At 28.6% G+C, this 16,288-nt stretch carries 18 protein-coding genes and 1 pseudogene; 17 read left to right on the top strand and 2 right to left on the bottom strand.

From position 1 onward, the window contains the following. Positions 1-47: 47 nt before the first annotated feature. Entirely contained in the window at positions 48-353 is a 306-nt protein-coding gene (locus HMPREF1552_RS04270; RefSeq protein WP_021743867.1) for a PTS sugar transporter subunit IIB, read from the bottom strand. A 248-nt stretch (positions 354-601) separates the two neighbouring features. Then, complete coding sequence (locus HMPREF1552_RS04265; RefSeq protein WP_039901156.1) at positions 602-1,801, bottom strand: replication initiation protein; 1,200 nt, start codon at positions 1,799-1,801, stop codon at positions 602-604. Between the two features lie 297 nt (positions 1,802-2,098). Here HMPREF1552_RS04265 and HMPREF1552_RS04260 point away from each other — a divergent pair, with 297 nt between their 5' ends. The 17 genes and pseudogenes from HMPREF1552_RS04260 (at position 2,099) to efp (ending at position 16,245) form a co-directional block, all read left to right on the top strand. Continuing rightward, positions 2,099-2,425, top strand: a complete 327-nt coding sequence (locus tag HMPREF1552_RS04260; RefSeq protein WP_026746104.1) for a PTS lactose/cellobiose transporter subunit IIA — start codon at positions 2,099-2,101, stop codon at positions 2,423-2,425. A gap of 309 nt (positions 2,426-2,734) precedes the next feature. After that, positions 2,735-4,171, top strand: a complete 1,437-nt coding sequence (locus HMPREF1552_RS04255; RefSeq protein WP_021743865.1) for a 6-phospho-beta-glucosidase — start codon at positions 2,735-2,737, stop codon at positions 4,169-4,171. A 221-nt stretch (positions 4,172-4,392) separates the two neighbouring features. Next, positions 4,393-5,433 (top strand): Gfo/Idh/MocA family oxidoreductase, encoded by a 1,041-nt coding sequence (locus tag HMPREF1552_RS04250; protein WP_039901155.1) that lies wholly within the window; start codon positions 4,393-4,395, stop codon positions 5,431-5,433. A gap of 24 nt (positions 5,434-5,457) precedes the next feature. Next, positions 5,458-5,817 carry a maltose acetyltransferase domain-containing protein gene (locus HMPREF1552_RS12760; protein ID WP_021743863.1) on the top strand — a complete coding sequence of 120 codons (360 nt, stop codon included), beginning with the start codon at positions 5,458-5,460 and terminating at the stop codon, positions 5,815-5,817. A gap of 30 nt (positions 5,818-5,847) precedes the next feature. Beyond that, positions 5,848-5,998, top strand: a pseudogene (locus HMPREF1552_RS13005) (DapH/DapD/GlmU-related protein); the annotation flags it as partial. Between the two features lie 1,070 nt (positions 5,999-7,068). Further along, positions 7,069-7,998: an aspartate carbamoyltransferase gene (gene pyrB / locus HMPREF1552_RS04240; protein WP_039901168.1), complete on the top strand. Its 930-nt coding sequence runs from the start codon at positions 7,069-7,071 to the stop codon at positions 7,996-7,998. A 49-nt stretch (positions 7,999-8,047) separates the two neighbouring features. After that, positions 8,048-8,539: an aspartate carbamoyltransferase regulatory subunit gene (pyrI, locus tag HMPREF1552_RS04235; RefSeq protein WP_006803821.1), complete on the top strand. Its 492-nt coding sequence runs from the start codon at positions 8,048-8,050 to the stop codon at positions 8,537-8,539. Between the two features lie 34 nt (positions 8,540-8,573). Further along, positions 8,574-8,873: a hypothetical protein gene (locus tag HMPREF1552_RS04230; protein ID WP_021743860.1), complete on the top strand. Its 300-nt coding sequence runs from the start codon at positions 8,574-8,576 to the stop codon at positions 8,871-8,873. 103 nt (positions 8,874-8,976) lie between these two features. Further along, complete coding sequence (gene pyrF, locus HMPREF1552_RS04225; protein WP_021743859.1) at positions 8,977-9,717, top strand: orotidine-5'-phosphate decarboxylase; 741 nt, start codon at positions 8,977-8,979, stop codon at positions 9,715-9,717. A gap of 100 nt (positions 9,718-9,817) precedes the next feature. Next, positions 9,818-10,243 carry a hypothetical protein gene (locus HMPREF1552_RS04220; RefSeq protein WP_021743858.1) on the top strand — a complete coding sequence of 142 codons (426 nt, stop codon included), beginning with the start codon at positions 9,818-9,820 and terminating at the stop codon, positions 10,241-10,243. 111 nt (positions 10,244-10,354) lie between these two features. Next, positions 10,355-11,626: a dihydroorotase family protein gene (locus HMPREF1552_RS04215; protein ID WP_021743857.1), complete on the top strand. Its 1,272-nt coding sequence runs from the start codon at positions 10,355-10,357 to the stop codon at positions 11,624-11,626. Positions 11,627-11,706: 80 nt separating this feature from the next. Then, the gene (gene pyrE / locus HMPREF1552_RS04210) at positions 11,707-12,336 is read left to right on the top strand and encodes an orotate phosphoribosyltransferase (protein ID WP_039901153.1); all 630 of its coding nucleotides are present in this window, start codon (positions 11,707-11,709) and stop codon (positions 12,334-12,336) included. A 30-nt stretch (positions 12,337-12,366) separates the two neighbouring features. Further along, the gene (locus tag HMPREF1552_RS04205; protein ID WP_021743855.1) at positions 12,367-12,609 is read left to right on the top strand and encodes a hypothetical protein; all 243 of its coding nucleotides are present in this window, start codon (positions 12,367-12,369) and stop codon (positions 12,607-12,609) included. Between the two features lie 145 nt (positions 12,610-12,754). Beyond that, on the top strand, positions 12,755-13,627 hold the full coding sequence (locus HMPREF1552_RS11575) for a hypothetical protein (RefSeq protein ID WP_021743854.1): 873 nt from the start codon (positions 12,755-12,757) through the stop codon (positions 13,625-13,627). Between the two features lie 68 nt (positions 13,628-13,695). Then, on the top strand, positions 13,696-14,550 hold the full coding sequence (locus HMPREF1552_RS04195) for a hypothetical protein (RefSeq protein WP_021743853.1): 855 nt from the start codon (positions 13,696-13,698) through the stop codon (positions 14,548-14,550). A gap of 265 nt (positions 14,551-14,815) precedes the next feature. Further along, positions 14,816-15,580 (top strand): SIMPL domain-containing protein, encoded by a 765-nt coding sequence (locus HMPREF1552_RS04190; RefSeq protein WP_039901151.1) that lies wholly within the window; start codon positions 14,816-14,818, stop codon positions 15,578-15,580. 92 nt (positions 15,581-15,672) lie between these two features. Then, positions 15,673-16,245, top strand: coding sequence for an elongation factor P (gene efp / locus HMPREF1552_RS04185; RefSeq protein WP_021743851.1), 573 nt, complete (start codon positions 15,673-15,675; stop codon positions 16,243-16,245). Positions 16,246-16,288 lie beyond the last annotated feature (43 nt).

Genomic DNA, 16,288 nt, shown 5'->3' with positions numbered 1-16,288 from the left:
ATTTTTACCGATATTTGAACTCTAACAAAAGTATAGTATAAATTGAGCTATTTAATTAAATTTAACGCTTGATCCAGAACTTTTGCCCCATTCATCATTCCATAGTCAACCATGTTAATTACATCTATATTAATGTTGTTTTCTTCAGCGATTTTTTTTGCTTCAGGTAAAGCATATTTAACTTGTGGTCCTAATAGAATAACATCAGCTTTTGGAAATTCTTCTTTTGCCTTATCAAGAGGCTCTGCCCAAATTTCAGCTTCAATTCCTCTTTTTTCAGCCTCAGCTTTCATTTTGTTTACTAATAGACTAGTAGACATTCCTGCTGCACAGCATAATAAAATTTTTTTCATTTTTAATCATCCTTTCTTCTTTCTTCTCTAAATTTATTTTTATTGTTTTATTTTCTTTCACATTCATAGTATACCACCAATTTTTTAGAAGTCAAATTTTATGAAAAAATAATATTTTTTCGTCTATAATCTGTTTTAAATATTGGAAAAATAAGTTTTTATAAAATAAAAACTAGAATAAACGATAAAAAAATATATATTTTTTCGTTTATTATTTTAAATGATTATTCCAAAAAAAAATAAAATTTTTATAGGAATTTTATGATTTTTATTTGGCTTTTAGCATTTTGGAAGTACTTTATATAGATTTTGAAGTCAGTAAAGCTCTGTTCCATTATCTGTTCATTTTTTAAAGTAAGAATTTCGTTAAAATATCCATCGTCAACTAGTACTCTAAGTTCATTTTCCAAATGATTCTGACGCATGAGATTGGATATATCAAGCTGAAGAAAAAAAGGAGTACGGTATTTTCTTTTTATGTTCAAAACCTCTGATTCATGTTTTAAGTTATTTTTTAAGGATTGTCCCAAATCAAGCAGCAAAACTTTTTTTAACTGCTTTTCTATATTGTTTTTAAATTGCTTTTTTGTAAAAATAACATTTGTATAAACGTAATCGTAATTTTTCTTCAAAATATACTTTTTTATCAATTCATAAGTGGCATGAAAATCTTTTATATCATTTTTTATCAAGTCCATAATGCTGTTTATATGCTGAACAAGTTCCCTGTTTTTCTCTTCGGAAGATTTACTGTTATCAATTATCTTAAAACGGATTTTTTCCACTTTATTATTTACATGTTCTCCAACCTTAATTTTTTCATAGACAACCTTAATGTCAGAAAAAAGATTTATAGTTTCAATTGCTTTTTTTAAGATCTGTTTCTCAAAGTCAAAAAAACGCTCATATTTATCCCCAGTATCAAACATTTCTTTTAGTCTTTCTAATGTAATTACAGTATCATTATTATAATTTTTATCAGAAATTAAATAAGCATAAAAATTATAAGTAGCCTCATCTCCCATAAAAACCAGAAAATCAAATCTAAGAAGTGAGAATAAAGTATTATTTTTCCTAGCATTTTGAATTTCTCTTGCAAATTGAAATTCAATTTTGGAATAAACAATATTGTAAGACACCAAAATTGGAAATCGTCCGTAAAGTACAATTTTATCATTACTAAAAATTGAGAACTCCAGCTTTTTCACTTGTAAATTATCCAAAAATTTTTTCAATTGCTCAAATGTAGAAAATTTAAGCACATCTAATATTTCATTTAAATCAACATCTTGTAAAATAGTCGCTTTCTCAAATTTTTCCAGCAACTTATATTCCATAAAAAGAAACTTTAAAAAATATTTTTCTTTTTTATTCAATACTTTTGAAAATGAAATTCTTATTTTTTTATTTTCTAAAAAATGTTTGTTAATTGGTGCATAAATATCCATAATATGATTTTTCTCCTTTAATAAAGATTTTGTGAAATATTTTATTATAAATTTATATTTTTTTAAAATTTTCAATATATATTATACACGAAAAAAGATGTAATTGTAAATCGTTTATTTTCATAGAATATCGGATTTATGCTTTAATTAATAATAAAATTAACAAAAATAGACGAAAAATGAATTAAAAGTATGAAAAATTGACATACAGGGAAACGTGTGTTATAACAAAATTAAGAAGAAATTTTAATATAAAATTTGATAAAACTAAAAAATAATTATTTAGGAGGATTTACTATGGCTGAAGAAATATTGGATATTGAAATGATTGCAATGACATTGATTGGACAGGCAGGAGAAACTAAAAGTTTGGCTTATCAGGCTATGAATGCGGCGAAGGCAGGGAAGTTTGATGAAGCGGAAGAATTTATGAAGCAATCTACTGAGGAAATGCTGAAGGCACATGAATTACAGACAGATTTGATTGTAAGGGAAGCTGGAGGAGAAAAAATTGATGTTGGATTAATTATGGTACATTCACAGGATCATTTGATGACGGCAATTTTGTTTAAGGAACTGGCAAAAGAATTTATCGAAGTGTACAAGAGATTGGAACAAAAATAGTTTTAGATTGAATCTTGAAATATATCAACAGGACGATTGTGTATAAAAATATTATTTTATGTGTGAGTACCCTGTATTCATAATAAAGGGATTTAGATTAAACATCGTTGAATAAGAAAGTTATTAAAGACTTTTTTAACAAGGGATAAAAATCAATATTCCAAAATAATTAAATATAACTTTTTTAAATGGGAAAGTATTAATCAGAAGGTAATAAAAGGAAGTAAAAATTGAAAAATGGTGTACTAATAAAAGTTGATAAATTTTTACAAAATGCTATCTTAACAAATACAATTTAGGAGGATAAAAATGATAAATAAAGGATTTCCAGAAGGATTTCTGTGGGGTGGAGCGGTTGCGGCACATCAACTTGAAGGTGGATGGAATCAAGGTGGAAAAGGACCAAGCACAGCGGATGTAATAACTGCTGGAGCACATGGAGTTCCCAGAGAAATTACTGATGGAATAATAGAAGGAAAAAATTATCCAAATCATGAAGCAATAGACTTTTATCATAGATATAAGGAAGATGTGGCATTGTTTGCGGAAATGGGATTTAAATGTTTTAGAACTTCTATCGGATGGAGCAGAATTTTTCCTAATGGAGATGACGAACAGCCAAATGAGGCAGGACTTCAATTTTATGATGATTTGTTTGACGAATTATTAAAATATGGAATTGAGCCTGTAATTACATTGTCGCACTTTGAGATTCCGTATAATCTCGTAAAAAATTATGGCGGATTTAGAAGCAGAAAAGTAATTGATTTTTTTGAAAAATTTGCAATTACCGTTTTTGAAAGATATAAAAATAAAGTAAAATACTGGATGACATTTAATGAAATCAATAATCAGGCTTCAGATCTTGATGTTGATATATTTGCATTCACTTGTTCTGGAGTTACTTACAAAGATGGCGAAAACCGTGAGGAAACAATGTATCAAGTCGTTCATAATGAGTTTGTTGCAAGTGCGAGAGCCGTAAGAGCTGGTAAAAAAATAAATCCTGATTTTGAAATTGGATGTATGGTTGCGTTCGTACCGATTTATCCATATTCATGCAATCCTGACGATATGATGAAATCTGTAGAAGAAATGCATAAGAGATGGCACTTTCTTGATGTTCATGTAAGAGGAGAATACCCTGCCTATACTAAGAAAATGTGGGAAAGAAAAGGATTTAACATACATATTGAGCCGCAGGATCTGATTGATTTGAAGGAAGGAACTGTTGATTATATTGGATTCAGCTATTATATGTCGTCAGTTGACAAGGCAGATAAATCAGATGTGGAAAGTGGGGACAAATTAGTTGGAAGTGTTAAAAACCCATACATAAAAGAATCTGACTGGGGCTGGCCAATTGATCCTGTTGGACTTCGATACGCTCTTAACATAATGTATGAAAGATACAACAAGCCTTTATTTATTGTAGAAAATGGTTTTGGAGCAATTGACGTAAAGGATGAAAAAGGCGAAGTTCACGATGATTATAGAATTGATTATTTAAGAAGACACATTGAAGAAATGCAGAAAGCGATTGAAATTGATGGTGTGGAACTTTTGGGATATACTCCTTGGGGATGTATTGACTTGGTTTCATTCACAACTGGGGAAATGAAAAAACGTTATGGATTTATTTATGTGCATAAAAATAACGATGGAAGCGGAACGCTGGAAAGAAGCAAAAAAGACTCATTTTACTGGTATAAGAAAGTAATTGAAAGCAATGGAAAAGAATTGTAAAAGATACTAAAAAATTATAAATTGTTTAAAAGGGAAATTTTTAGAATAAAAATCATTTTGTGATATTTTATTTGAATTTTTCTCTTTTAAATTATATAATATTTTAAAAGAAATCTTAGTTTAAAGTCAGAGTAGAGAATTAGGCTATATACAGCCAATTCATTTTTTTATGTATTTTTTACTCTAATTTTTTATAATACTGATTAGAAAGGATGATTTTTATGATGACGATAGGAATTATTGGAAATGGAAAAAGTGCAAACAGATACCATCTGCCATTTTTAATGCAAAGAAAAGATAAAATAAAAGTGAAGACCATTGTTACAAATAATTTGGAAAATAAGACTTGGGAGAGAATAGACGGGATTCATTATACCGATAAAATTGAAGAATTGTATAATAATCCTGAAATTGATTTGGTTGTTATTTGCCTAAGATCTGACATGCATTATAAATACGCTAAAGAAGTGCTAGAACATGGAAAAAACTGCCTTGTGGAAAAGCCTTTTGTTGAAACATTGGAAGAAGCACAGGAGTTATTTAGGTTAGCTAAGGAAAAAGGGCTAATTGTTCAGCCTTATCACAATAGAAGATTTGACAGTGATTTTTTGACTACAATGAAAGTGATTGAAAGCGGGAAATTAGGAGAAATTTTAGAAATTGAATCTAATTATGATTATTACAGGGCAGAAGTGCCTGAAAATGTGAAGGAATATGATGGGAAACAAGCAAATACATTTTTATATGGGCATGGGACGCATGTCTTGGATCAGATAATTTCACGATACGGCAATCCTGATAAAGTTCATTATGATGTAAGGCAGCTTCTTGGGACAAATCGGATGAATGACTATTATGATATGGACTTGTTTTATGAAAGAGAAAATGGCAAAAGTTTAAAAGTAAGTTTAAAAGGAAGCTATTTTAGAATAAAACCTAGAGCATCATTTATTGTATATGGGACTAAAGGGTGCTTTATAAAAGAAACAGAAGACAGGCAGGAAGAACATTTGAAGTTGTTTTATATGCCAGATAATGCAGATTTTGGAATAGATTTGCCAAAACATTATGGGACGTTAATTTATTATGATGAAAAAGGAAATTATCATGAGGAAAAAGTAATTTCTGAAAAAGGTGATTATGGTAGAGTTTATGATGATTTATATGAGGCAATAAAAAATGGTAAAGAAAAAACTATTAAAGATGAGGAAATAATTTGTCAAATAAAGATTTTGGAAGAGGGAAGTAAGTACTTAAAATAGTTTTTAAAAAGTAAAGGAGGGAAAATGACAGAACTGGAAAAATTAAAAGCGGGACTAGAATATAATTTTTATGATAAAGAAGTGGCAGGTATAAAAGGAAATGCATTGAAAAAATGTCAAATACTCAATTCGATTGATCCGATGGATAATGAAAAACAGCTTGCCGCTATAAAGGATCTTTTTGGAACAGTAAAAAATAATGCTTCTGTGCAGCCATTTTTCAACTGTGATAATGGGAAAAATATTCATGTGGGAGAAGATTTTTTAGCAAATTACAATGTTACAATTCTGGATATTGCAGAAGTTAGAATTGGAGATTACTGTATGATTGGGCCTAATACATTAATAACAACAGTGGGACATCCGATTTCTCTAAAAGGATGACGGGAAAGAAAAGCACAGGGAATGCCAGTAAATATAGGAAATGATGTTTGGATTGGTGGAACTGCACAATTTTGCCTGGTGTTACGATAGGAAATAATGTTGTTATTGCGGCTGGGCAGTTGTTACAAAAGATGTACCTGATAATAGTGTTGTGGGTGGAGTTCCTGCGAAAGTTATAAAACAAATTGAAAATGATTTGTAAAATGGAAAAAATACGACTATTGAATAGGAGAATAAAATTATAATGATAATAAAAAAATAAGTGAAATTTTAGAAAAGCTATACTCTTTTCTATTAAAAAGAAATAATATAAAAAGAAATTTCATAACTATTATTTTTTGGTTTATTATTTTTAAAACTTTAGATAGTGTCATACAAGAATATAGTAAATATTTTGTTTTAAAAAAAATGGGCATTTTTTTATATATAAGTATATTTTATTTAATTTTAGTATTAAAGCATATTTTGTTAAAAAAATTCAAACTTACAAATAAAGAGTTAATATTAGTAATAGTAGTAGCTTTTTTGCCATTAATGATGATGTTATTAAAATAGTTTTTTTATAGAAAATAAAGAGGGAGTTTTAATTTTTCCCTCTATTTTTATTTGTATCAAAGTTTTTAAAGTTATACTAAACCTCATTTAAATAAGGAATTTATTACAAATTTTTCTAATTAAAGGATATAAACTTAATATTTTCAAATGATTAAAACATAATTTTCACTTTTTAAACAGATTCTAGTATAAATTAATCCGTCGGAGCATTTTTCTGTGCTGGCAAAACTGTCTGAGCATAGCGAGTTTTTTGTCAGTGCAGAAAGTGTCGTAGACTAGCCAATAGGTTATTGCGTAGCAATTCTTGCCATAATTTTGATTATTAGGACAAACCTTTACTGCAAGATAAGGTTTTGCGGCAATGAGCAATCCTACGAAAATAAAAAGGCAATAGCAATCCTACGAAAATAAAAAAGAAAAAACATAGTAATATGAAAAAATATTTATTAATAAAATGTCCAAAAAATAATAAAAAACAATTTAGTTGAATGATTATGAATTAATTATCAAACAACTCTATTATAAAAATTTATTCCTATTTTCAAAAGGGGGCTTAGTATTAAATATAGTAGTTATGATTATTTAATTTTATCCAAGCATATAAAAAAATTATTATTCAAAGAAAAGTTTGCAAATGGTATTAAAATTTGTTATCATAAATTTAGGAAAAAATAAGAATTCAAGGGAGAGATAGTGGTGGAAAATATTATTTCTATGAATGATATGGGGAAAAAGGAAATTCTTGATATTTTAGAGCTGGCAAGGAAGATTGAAGACTGTTCGGAAGAGGAAAAATTTAAGTTTTTGCGTGGGAAAATAATTTCTACTTTGTTTTTTGAGCCAAGTACACGTACTAAAATGTCGTTTGAATCTGCTGCAATGCGGCTTGGTGCAAATGTTTTATCATTACCGCCTGTGGAGCAGTCGTCTGTAAAAAAAGGGGAATCCTTTAGAGATACAATAAAAATGGTGGAAGCATATTCAGATGTAATAGTTGTAAGACACCCGTTTGACGGAGCAGCGCGGCTTGCCTCAGAAACATCACAAAAACCTGTAATTAATGCAGGAGATGGCTCTAATCAGCACCCTAGCCAGACTTTACTCGATTTGTACACAATTTTAGAGGAAAAAGGGACACTTGAAAATTTACAAATTGCATTTGTTGGGGATTTGAAGTATGGAAGGACAGTTCATTCATTAGTAAAGGCACTTACACATTTTAAATCAGTAATTTATTTTGTAGCACCACAAATTTTGCAAATGCCTGATTATTTATTGGAAGATCTGAAAAAAAATGGGATAAAATATGAAATTTTAGAGGATTTCAGGGATTGTCTTGATAAAATTGACGTTTTTTACATGACTCGGATTCAGAAGGAAAGATTTCCAGATATTGAAGATTATGAGAAAGTAAGGGGTATTTATGTTATAAACCGTGAAAATATCGAAGGAAAATGTAAAGATGATATGATAATTTTGCATCCTTTGCCAAGAGTAGATGAAATTGATACAAATTTAGATAACACAAAATATGCTTTATACTTTAAACAGGCTAAAAATGGGATTCCTGTAAGACAGGCAATGATGATGGCTGTTTTAAAAAAAGATAAGGAGTTTTTTCTGTAAATTTATTATTTTAAAATAGAAAATTTATATTCTAAGAAAGGAAAAGGTTATGTCTGAAGGAAGAGAATTACTGATACGGGCAATAAAACATGGAATTGTAATAGATCACATCCCGTCAGAAAAAGTTTTTGCAATTGTAGAAATTTTAAAATTAAAGGAATATAGTGAAAGAATCACAGTCGCAACAAATATGCCAAGCAGCTCACTTGGGAGAAAAGGGATTATAAAGATTGAGGAAAAAATATTAGAAGAAAAGGAATTAAACAATATTTCACTGCTAGCTCCAAATGTCACAATAAACATAATTGATAATTATGAAGTTGTAGAAAAGTCGAAATTAGAAAAATTGGATAAAGTTATCGGACTTATGAAATGTGATAATCCAAAATGTATTTCAAATCACGAAAATATTGAAACAAAATTTATTCGTATAAAAGAAGATTCTGAAAATTTAGATAAAAATAATTTGGAAGAAAAATCGAAATATAAATGTTTTTATTGTGAAAAAGTAATTTTGGAAGATGAAATACAAATTCAATAATTTAAGAATAGTTTATTAAAGAAAGGAAAGATCAATGCCTAAAATAATTATAGAATCAAAAATATCTTCTAATAGTGCAGGAGATAGGTTTAAATTAAAAATAAATGATGAAAAAATTGTAGAAGTAAAATTTAATGAAAAAACAGAAATTGATGTAGACTATGGAGAACAGACACTTCAAGTATGCAATAATTTTTTAATAAAAACTCCTAAAAAAGTTATAAATGTGGAATCAGATAATCAAAACTACAGAATAACACTTCATTTTAAAGCATGGGGAATTATTTTTGTCTTTCAGATTTTAATGGCAGCATTAATTATGAATATACATTAAACAGCTGTTTTTATTGCAATTCCAATATTTATTTTAGAAATTTTGATTCTAATTTTTATGGGAATGTTTGAAATAAAGGAAGTTAAAAGGAAGGAAGATTAGAATGGCTAGAATTGATGAGAGAGCAAAAGATAGAATATTTGTTGCACTAGATTATGATAACATGGAAGATGCGAAAAGACTTGTAGAGAAGCTTGGAGATAATATTTCAATGTATAAAGTTGGACTTGAGAGTTATCTTAATACAGATGGAAAATTAATAGATTATTTGCACGAAAAGGGGAAAAAGGTATTTTTGGATTTAAAATTTCACGATATTACAAACACTGTAAAAATGGCTTGTGCGAATGCTATTAAAAAAAATGTATTTATGTTTAATATTCATTGTTCAAATGGAAGCAAAACTATGAGAGAAGTTGCTGAATTGGTAAAGGAAAGTAAATCAGAAAGCCTTTTAATTGGAGTGACAATTTTGACAAACTTGGGAGAAAATGACATTTTTGAAATGTTTAAAAGTGACTCGAAATTAGAGGAAATTGTTTTGAATCTTGCAACACTTGCTAGAAACAATGGAATGCATGGAATTGTGTGTTCACCGCAGGAGGCAAAGGATGTAAAGGAAAAATTAGGAGAGAAATTCGTAACAGTTTGTCCTGGGGTACGTCCTAAATTTACATTAAATGCTGATGGGAAAAGTAATGATGACCAGACACGAATTATGACGCCAGCAGATGCGATAAAACAGGGGGTAGATTTTCTTGTAGTCGGGCGTCCAATAACTAGGGCTGTAAATCCAGCAGAAAGTGCAAAATTAATTTTGGAGGAAATTTCAGAAGCATTATAAATTTTATAAATTTTTACAAAAATAATTACAAATATTGTAAAGATATGGTAAAATAATAAGTAAACTTATAAAAATAAAATGATATAGAAGGAGAAAAATTATGAAAAACAAAGCATTATTACTATTATTAGGAGTATTTTTAACAAGTCAGGCAGCATATAGTGAAATTAAGAATACAAAAGCTCAAACACCAAAGAAAATAGAAGTAAAACAAGTTCAAAATGAAGAAACTGAAAAATCTACTGTAGAAGAAGTCTCTAAAGTACAAAAAAATTATGAGGAAGTAGAAAGTGCAACTCCAGAAACATTGACTTCATCACCAGAAAATAATGAAATAAAGGCAGAAGATATAAGATCAGCTGCACCTGCAAGAACAGAAAAAAAGAAAAAACCTGTTAAGACAAAACGACAAAAAGCAGAAGAAAAAAGTAGAAAAAATACAGAAAAAGATCTTTCTGCAGATGAAAAAATGAGACTTCAACTTATAAGAATGGAAAGAATGTTAAAAAGTTTAGAAGGAAAATAAAAAACTCGATACTCTAGTAAAGCTCCTTCAGTATATTCAAAAATAAATTTGTTTAATTTTATTGTATAATTAAAGGAGTTTGAGTCTATTTTATAAAATTTAGGAGCAAAAATGGAAGATGATAAAATTATCATTCTAAAAAATGGAATAGATATTTTTGGAAAAAAAATTGAAATTTTGATAAATGGAGAAATTATTGAAAAAATTTCTGAAAATATTGATGAAAGTAGATTTAAAAATAATGAAAATGCACGAATTATTGATATTGAAGGAAAGTTAGTAATGCCAGGAGTTATAGATGTGCATACACACATGAGAGAGCCGGGAATTACGTACAAAGAGGATTTTACAACAGGTTCACGTGCGTGTGCCAAAGCTGGTATTACGACTTTTTATGATATGCCAAACACAATTCCGACGACCACAACGTTAGAAAATTTGCTGGAAAAGAAAAAATTAGCAAGTAAAAAGTCAATTGTAAATTTTGGATTCCATTTTGGTGGAAGTAAAAATGATAACATTGAGGAAATAAAAAAGGTTTTGAGAAATGGCGAAGCAAACACAGTAAAAATTTTTATGAATGTAACAACTGGAGAGATGCTTATTGAAGATGATAAAATTTTGAGAAAGGTATTTGAAAATTCTGAATTGGTACTGGTTCACGCTGAGAATGAAATGATTGACAAAGCAATAGAATTAAATAAAAATTGTGGAAAAGGGCTTTATGTCTGTCATATCCCATCAGAAAATGAATTGAAAAAAGTTATAAATGCCAAAAAAAATGATGATTTGAATACAAAAGAACATCCAATTTATGCTGAAGTTACCCCTCATCATTTATTTTTAAATACTGAGATTCGTGAAAGTACAGAGCGGAATAAAATGCTTCTAAGAATGAAACCTGAATTAAGAGAAAAATCTGATAATGAATTTTTGTGGGAGGCAATAAATCAAGGAGAAGTTGATACAATTGGAACAGATCACGCACCACATCTAATAAGTGAAAAATTGGAAAAAATTACATTTGGAATGCCAGGAGTCGAAACTTCACTTGCACTTATGATAAATGCCTCTAACGAAGGGAAAATATCACTTGAAACAATACAAAAGTTAATGTGTGAAAATCCTGCAAAAATAATGAAAATTGAAAAAAGAGGAAAGCTGCAGGAAGGTTTTTTTGCTGATATAATTGTAGTTGATACACAAAAAGAGTGGATTGTCGGTGTAGATGACACAATTGAATCAAAATGTGGCTGGACTCCTTATGAAAACTGGAAATTAAAAGGAAAAAACACAATGACAATTGTAAATGGAAAAATTATTTATGAAAATGGAAAAATTAATGATATTCATAAAGGAAAAGAAATTAAATTTTCAGAGTAAATAGTTTACCTATATGTTAATAACTAATAAATAGTCTTAGAAATAAAACAAAAAATCAAAATTTGAAAGGAAATGATAAAATGGCTAATTTAACATTGGAAGAAAAAGTGGCAAAGGCATTATTTGATGTGAAGGCAGTAAAAATCAATGTAGGAGAGCCTTTTACGTTTGCATCTGGAATAAAGAGTCCAATTTATTGCGATAATCGTTATGTATTAGGATTTTCAGACGAGAGAGATATAATTGTAGAAGCATTTGTTGAAAGAATTGACAAAAATGTGGATGTGATTGTAGGAGTTGCAACTGCTGGAATACCTTGGGCTGCATTTATTGCTGACAGAATGAAAAAACCTCTTGCATATGTGAGAAATAAACCAAAAGATCATGGCGCAGGAAAACAGATTGAAGGTTCAGAGGTTAAAGGGAAAAAAGTCGTTGTAATTGAAGATTTGATTACAACAGGTAAAAGCAGCCTTATTGCAGTTGATGTGCTTCAAAAGGAAGAAGTGAAGGAACTAGAAGTAAAATCAATTTTTTCTTATGGATTTGATAGTGCAAAAGAAAATTATGCAAAATATAATTGTAAATTTAGTTCACTTTCAAATTTTGATGTTTTAATAAAATTATTAGCTCAAACAGATTATTTGACACAGGAAGAAGCGAAAGTTGCTTTGGAATGGAGTAAGAATCCTGAAAAATGGGGAAGATAATATTTCTTAAAATAAATTATTTAAAAAATTTTGAAAATCCAAAATAAAGTATTAAAAGAAGCACAACAGCTAGCTGGAAAATCAAATGATGAAGTGGATAAACAAAGTATTAAATTTTTAAAAGAAGTAATAAATGAAAAATTAAATTACAACAATTTAAAGTGTTTAGAAGAAACATTTGATATGGTATATGTAAAGCAAAATGGAAATTGGGAATTAGAAAGAGACAATCCACAATTTAATAGAGTGATGTTATTCAATTATCAAATGTAGAATACAATTATCTAATTTTTTCTAATTAAATCAATTATAATTATTACAGTAAAAAATATTCTGTTATAATAACTTGAAAATTTTAAGACATTATGGTATAATAATTACTGTAAAAGATGGATATGATTTTTAGGAGGAATATATTATGGATAATAAAAAATTTAATGAACAATCAAAAGAGGAATTAGAAAAAGAAATTCAAGAATTAAAACGTCAGAAAGAAATACGGGAACTTCAAAAACAAAAAGAAGAACTTGAAAAGACAATGTTTGGAAGCATAGGAGGAAGTACAGACGAAAAGCATGAAGAAGTCAAGGAAAAAAATGAAGTGAATGAAAAAGAAGAAATAAAATCATTCTCGAATAAGAAAATTATGATTTTATTTGGTATAGCGGCATTATTTATCGTTATTATAGGTTCAGGAATTTTTTATATTAATGCACAAAACAAGAAAAAAAAGGAAAGTGCAAAAAAATCAGCAGTTTCGACAATCTTACAAAGTCAGAATATGGCAAGTATAACAACATCGCAAACAAATACAGCTGGAGGAAGTGGAAAAGAAGCGGCAGAAAACACATTAAAAGAAGTGATTAATATTTTACAGAAGGGTGATTATTCATCGATAACAACAGATAAAAATGAACTTGATTCAATGAATTTATTTAAGGAAGCATACAAAAAAATTAACTACAAAATAAATAATGCAACTGAAACTCAAGGAAAAGTTGTTTTAAATGTAACAATGAAGTATCCTGATTTATCAGAAATAAAGACACTCGTTAATAAAAAAGCGGCTGATAATGCACAACAGTTGAAAGGGAAATCGGAAGAGGCAATAGAACAGCAAACGATGAAATGGATGAAGGAATTAATTGACCAAAAATTAAATGATTCCAATTTAAAATATTCTGAGAAAACGTTTGATTTGACATATACAAATGTAAATGGTGAATGGACTCAATCTGATGAAGCAAATTCAGATTTTAATAAAGTGATGACATTTAACCTGGATATGTAGAAGAATCTAATGATTACAGTATAAAAATTACTGTTATTAAATATTGTTAATCTTTATGGGAGGATATTATGGATGACAACCAATTTGGTGAAAATGTAAAAGAGCAGTTGAAAAAAGAAATAGAAGAATTGAAACGTCAGAAGGAAATCCAGGATTTACAAAAACAGAAGGAAGAGCTGGAAAAAACAGTTTATGGTGGTGGTGCAGGAAGTAGTGCTACAAATACAAGTAAAGCGGAAAAACCTATTAGAAATACAAGTGACCCAAAAGGAAATGAGCAGGAAGATGAAGAAGAGTATGTTGAAGAAAAATATATTTCAAATAGAATGACAACAATTTTAGCAGCTGCAGTTGCAATATTTATTGTTTTAGTTGGATCTGGAATTTTTTATCTAAGAAGCCAGAATAAGAAGAAAAAAGAAAATCTGAAAAAAGAAATGGCAGCAATATCACAAAATCAAAATATACCAGCTGTAACAAATATACAAACTCCTGAAACTGTGCAACAGCAAGAACCAAAAAAAGTAGAACAGCCAAAAGTTGAAGAAAAAAAAGAGACACCTAAGGAAAGTAACGAAAAATTAGTTGTAAAAAGTCCAGTAGGTGTAAAAAAAGGAAGTTATTGTATAAATCCTAGTGCCAGTGAATCGGCATTCGATACTGATACTGTAGAAGATTCGTATGCACAGCACGGATATATGGCTGATATTTCATTTCAGGACTGTGTAATTAATAATGGAAGTTCTTTAAGACATACAGGGCCTGTAACAGTAACTGTAAATCTTGCTGAAGAAAAAAATTATAACGCTGTTATGAATAGAAACAAATGGTATTTGGAAAATGGCCAAATTAGAAGAGTAAGTGGAAGTGACAGTACATCTTTATATTTTAATGGATGGCTAATGTATAAACAAAGTAATTAATCAAAAATAAAATTATAAATCAAGGGTAGAAGTTATTGCCCTTGTTTTGTTATATAGGTTTTAGAATTTTTAATAAAAAATTTTGATATATAATTGACTTTTTTTTGAAAATAATCTATAATTTGATAGAACTCTTGCATATATAATTTAGTATTGGATTACTGAAATAAAATAATTTTGGTAAAAATTTTAAAAATAAAATTAACATAGTTTTAAGTAATTTAAATTATGTAGCAGGTTTTAAAGTTCAGAAAAGGAGTAAAAATTGAAAAAAATACAATTTATAATAATTCCTACGATATTGTCCTTTGGATTAATAATATCTGCGGCATTAATTTCAAATGCCATGAACAAAGCAAATAAAGATGAAAACAGAATTACAGTAAAAGGAGTAGCGGAACGTAGAATAAAAGCAGATAAGGCACTCATAAATATCGTAATTTCTGATAAAAATGAAAATCTCGACGAATTGAAAAAAAGTATATCAGAAAAAGAAAAATTGGCAACAGATTTGATTAAAAATCTAAAAATTGATTCAAATGATTATAGTATTGGAAATTTAAGAATTCAGCCAAATTATATTGAAGCTTCATCGAATGTAAAACAGCAGACAACAGCAATTTCTACTCCAATTATGCAAAATGCTAAAATTTCAGATTATGAGGGAGTTGAAACAATTTCAATTGTAACGAAGAATATTGACAAAGTCGAAGAGTTTTTTCAAAAATTATTAGAGTTAAAGCTACAAAGTAACAATATTCAGGTAAATGAGCCGGAATTTTTTATAACAAATATCGAAAGATATAAAAAAGATATGGTAGTAGATGCTTCTCGAAATGCAGAAATAAGAGCAATTGAGATGTTAAAAGTAAACAATAATGAAATTGGTGGACTAAAAAATATTAGTCAAGGGCAATTTGAGATACTAGAAGATACAGAAGATGTGAGAAAAATTAATGAAAATGAGGCTAATCAAATTTATAAAAAAATGAGAGTAGTAGTAACTGCAACTTATTTGATAAAATATTAGTTAGGGAAATCAAGTTTATTTTTAGAATAAATAGTAAATTAAGTTAAAAAATAAATCATAAAATAAAGTAAAAATTTAGGAGGAAAAAATTAATGAAACCAGCAGCAGAATTAAGACAAGGAAGCACATATAGAAAGGATAATATTCCATATTTAATACTAAAAGCTGAAAGACATCAGTCAACATCAGGAAAAAGACAAAGAGCAGCAGAAGTAAAATTTAAAACAAAAGAGTTAATCTCAGGAAAAATACAAGAAATCACAGTTTTAGCAACTGAACTTATGGACGATATTATTCTTGATAGAAATCAAATGCAATTTTTATATGAAACTGACGGAGAATATAATTTCATGGATCAGGAATCTTTTGAGCAAATTACTTTATCAGCTGAAGATTTAGGAGATGCAGTAAATTTCTTGGAAGAAGAAATGATTATTCAAGTATTGATGTATGAAGGAATTCCAGTTGGTGTAGAATTGCCAAATACAGTAATTAGAGAAGTAACTTATACAGAACCAGGATTAAAGGGTGATACAATTGGACGTGCAACAAAGCCAGCAACTGTATCTACAGGATATGAATTGCAAGTGCCTCTATTCGTAGCAATTGGAGATAAAATCAAAATTGACACGAGAACTGGTGAATATATTGAAAGAGCAAATTAATAGCAATTTAGAATTATAATAATAAAAATGTAGCTATCGAAAA

This window comes from Leptotrichia sp. oral taxon 879 str. F0557, assembly GCF_000469385.1.
Lineage (GTDB): Bacteria > Fusobacteriota > Fusobacteriia > Fusobacteriales > Leptotrichiaceae > Leptotrichia > Leptotrichia mesophila.
The sequence above is the reverse complement of the archived record's forward strand: the minus strand, read 5'-3'. Positions and strand labels throughout refer to the sequence as shown.

Coding starts and splice junctions, on each gene's coding strand:
- HMPREF1552_RS04270 (WP_021743867.1), bottom strand. CDS start 353: ATGAAAAAAATTTTATTATGCTGTGCAGCAGGAATGTCTACTAGTCTA.
- HMPREF1552_RS04265 (WP_039901156.1), bottom strand. CDS start 1,801: ATGGATATTTATGCACCAATTAACAAACATTTTTTAGAAAATAAAAAA.
- HMPREF1552_RS04260 (WP_026746104.1), top strand. CDS start 2,099: ATGGCTGAAGAAATATTGGATATTGAAATGATTGCAATGACATTGATT.
- HMPREF1552_RS04255 (WP_021743865.1), top strand. CDS start 2,735: ATGATAAATAAAGGATTTCCAGAAGGATTTCTGTGGGGTGGAGCGGTT.
- HMPREF1552_RS04250 (WP_039901155.1), top strand. CDS start 4,393: ATGATGACGATAGGAATTATTGGAAATGGAAAAAGTGCAAACAGATAC.
- HMPREF1552_RS12760 (WP_021743863.1), top strand. CDS start 5,458: ATGACAGAACTGGAAAAATTAAAAGCGGGACTAGAATATAATTTTTAT.
- pyrI (WP_006803821.1), top strand. CDS start 8,048: ATGTCTGAAGGAAGAGAATTACTGATACGGGCAATAAAACATGGAATT.
- HMPREF1552_RS04230 (WP_021743860.1), top strand. CDS start 8,574: ATGCCTAAAATAATTATAGAATCAAAAATATCTTCTAATAGTGCAGGA.
- pyrF (WP_021743859.1), top strand. CDS start 8,977: ATGGCTAGAATTGATGAGAGAGCAAAAGATAGAATATTTGTTGCACTA.
- HMPREF1552_RS04220 (WP_021743858.1), top strand. CDS start 9,818: ATGAAAAACAAAGCATTATTACTATTATTAGGAGTATTTTTAACAAGT.
- HMPREF1552_RS04215 (WP_021743857.1), top strand. CDS start 10,355: ATGGAAGATGATAAAATTATCATTCTAAAAAATGGAATAGATATTTTT.
- pyrE (WP_039901153.1), top strand. CDS start 11,707: ATGGCTAATTTAACATTGGAAGAAAAAGTGGCAAAGGCATTATTTGAT.
- HMPREF1552_RS11575 (WP_021743854.1), top strand. CDS start 12,755: ATGGATAATAAAAAATTTAATGAACAATCAAAAGAGGAATTAGAAAAA.
- HMPREF1552_RS04195 (WP_021743853.1), top strand. CDS start 13,696: ATGGATGACAACCAATTTGGTGAAAATGTAAAAGAGCAGTTGAAAAAA.
- efp (WP_021743851.1), top strand. CDS start 15,673: ATGAAACCAGCAGCAGAATTAAGACAAGGAAGCACATATAGAAAGGAT.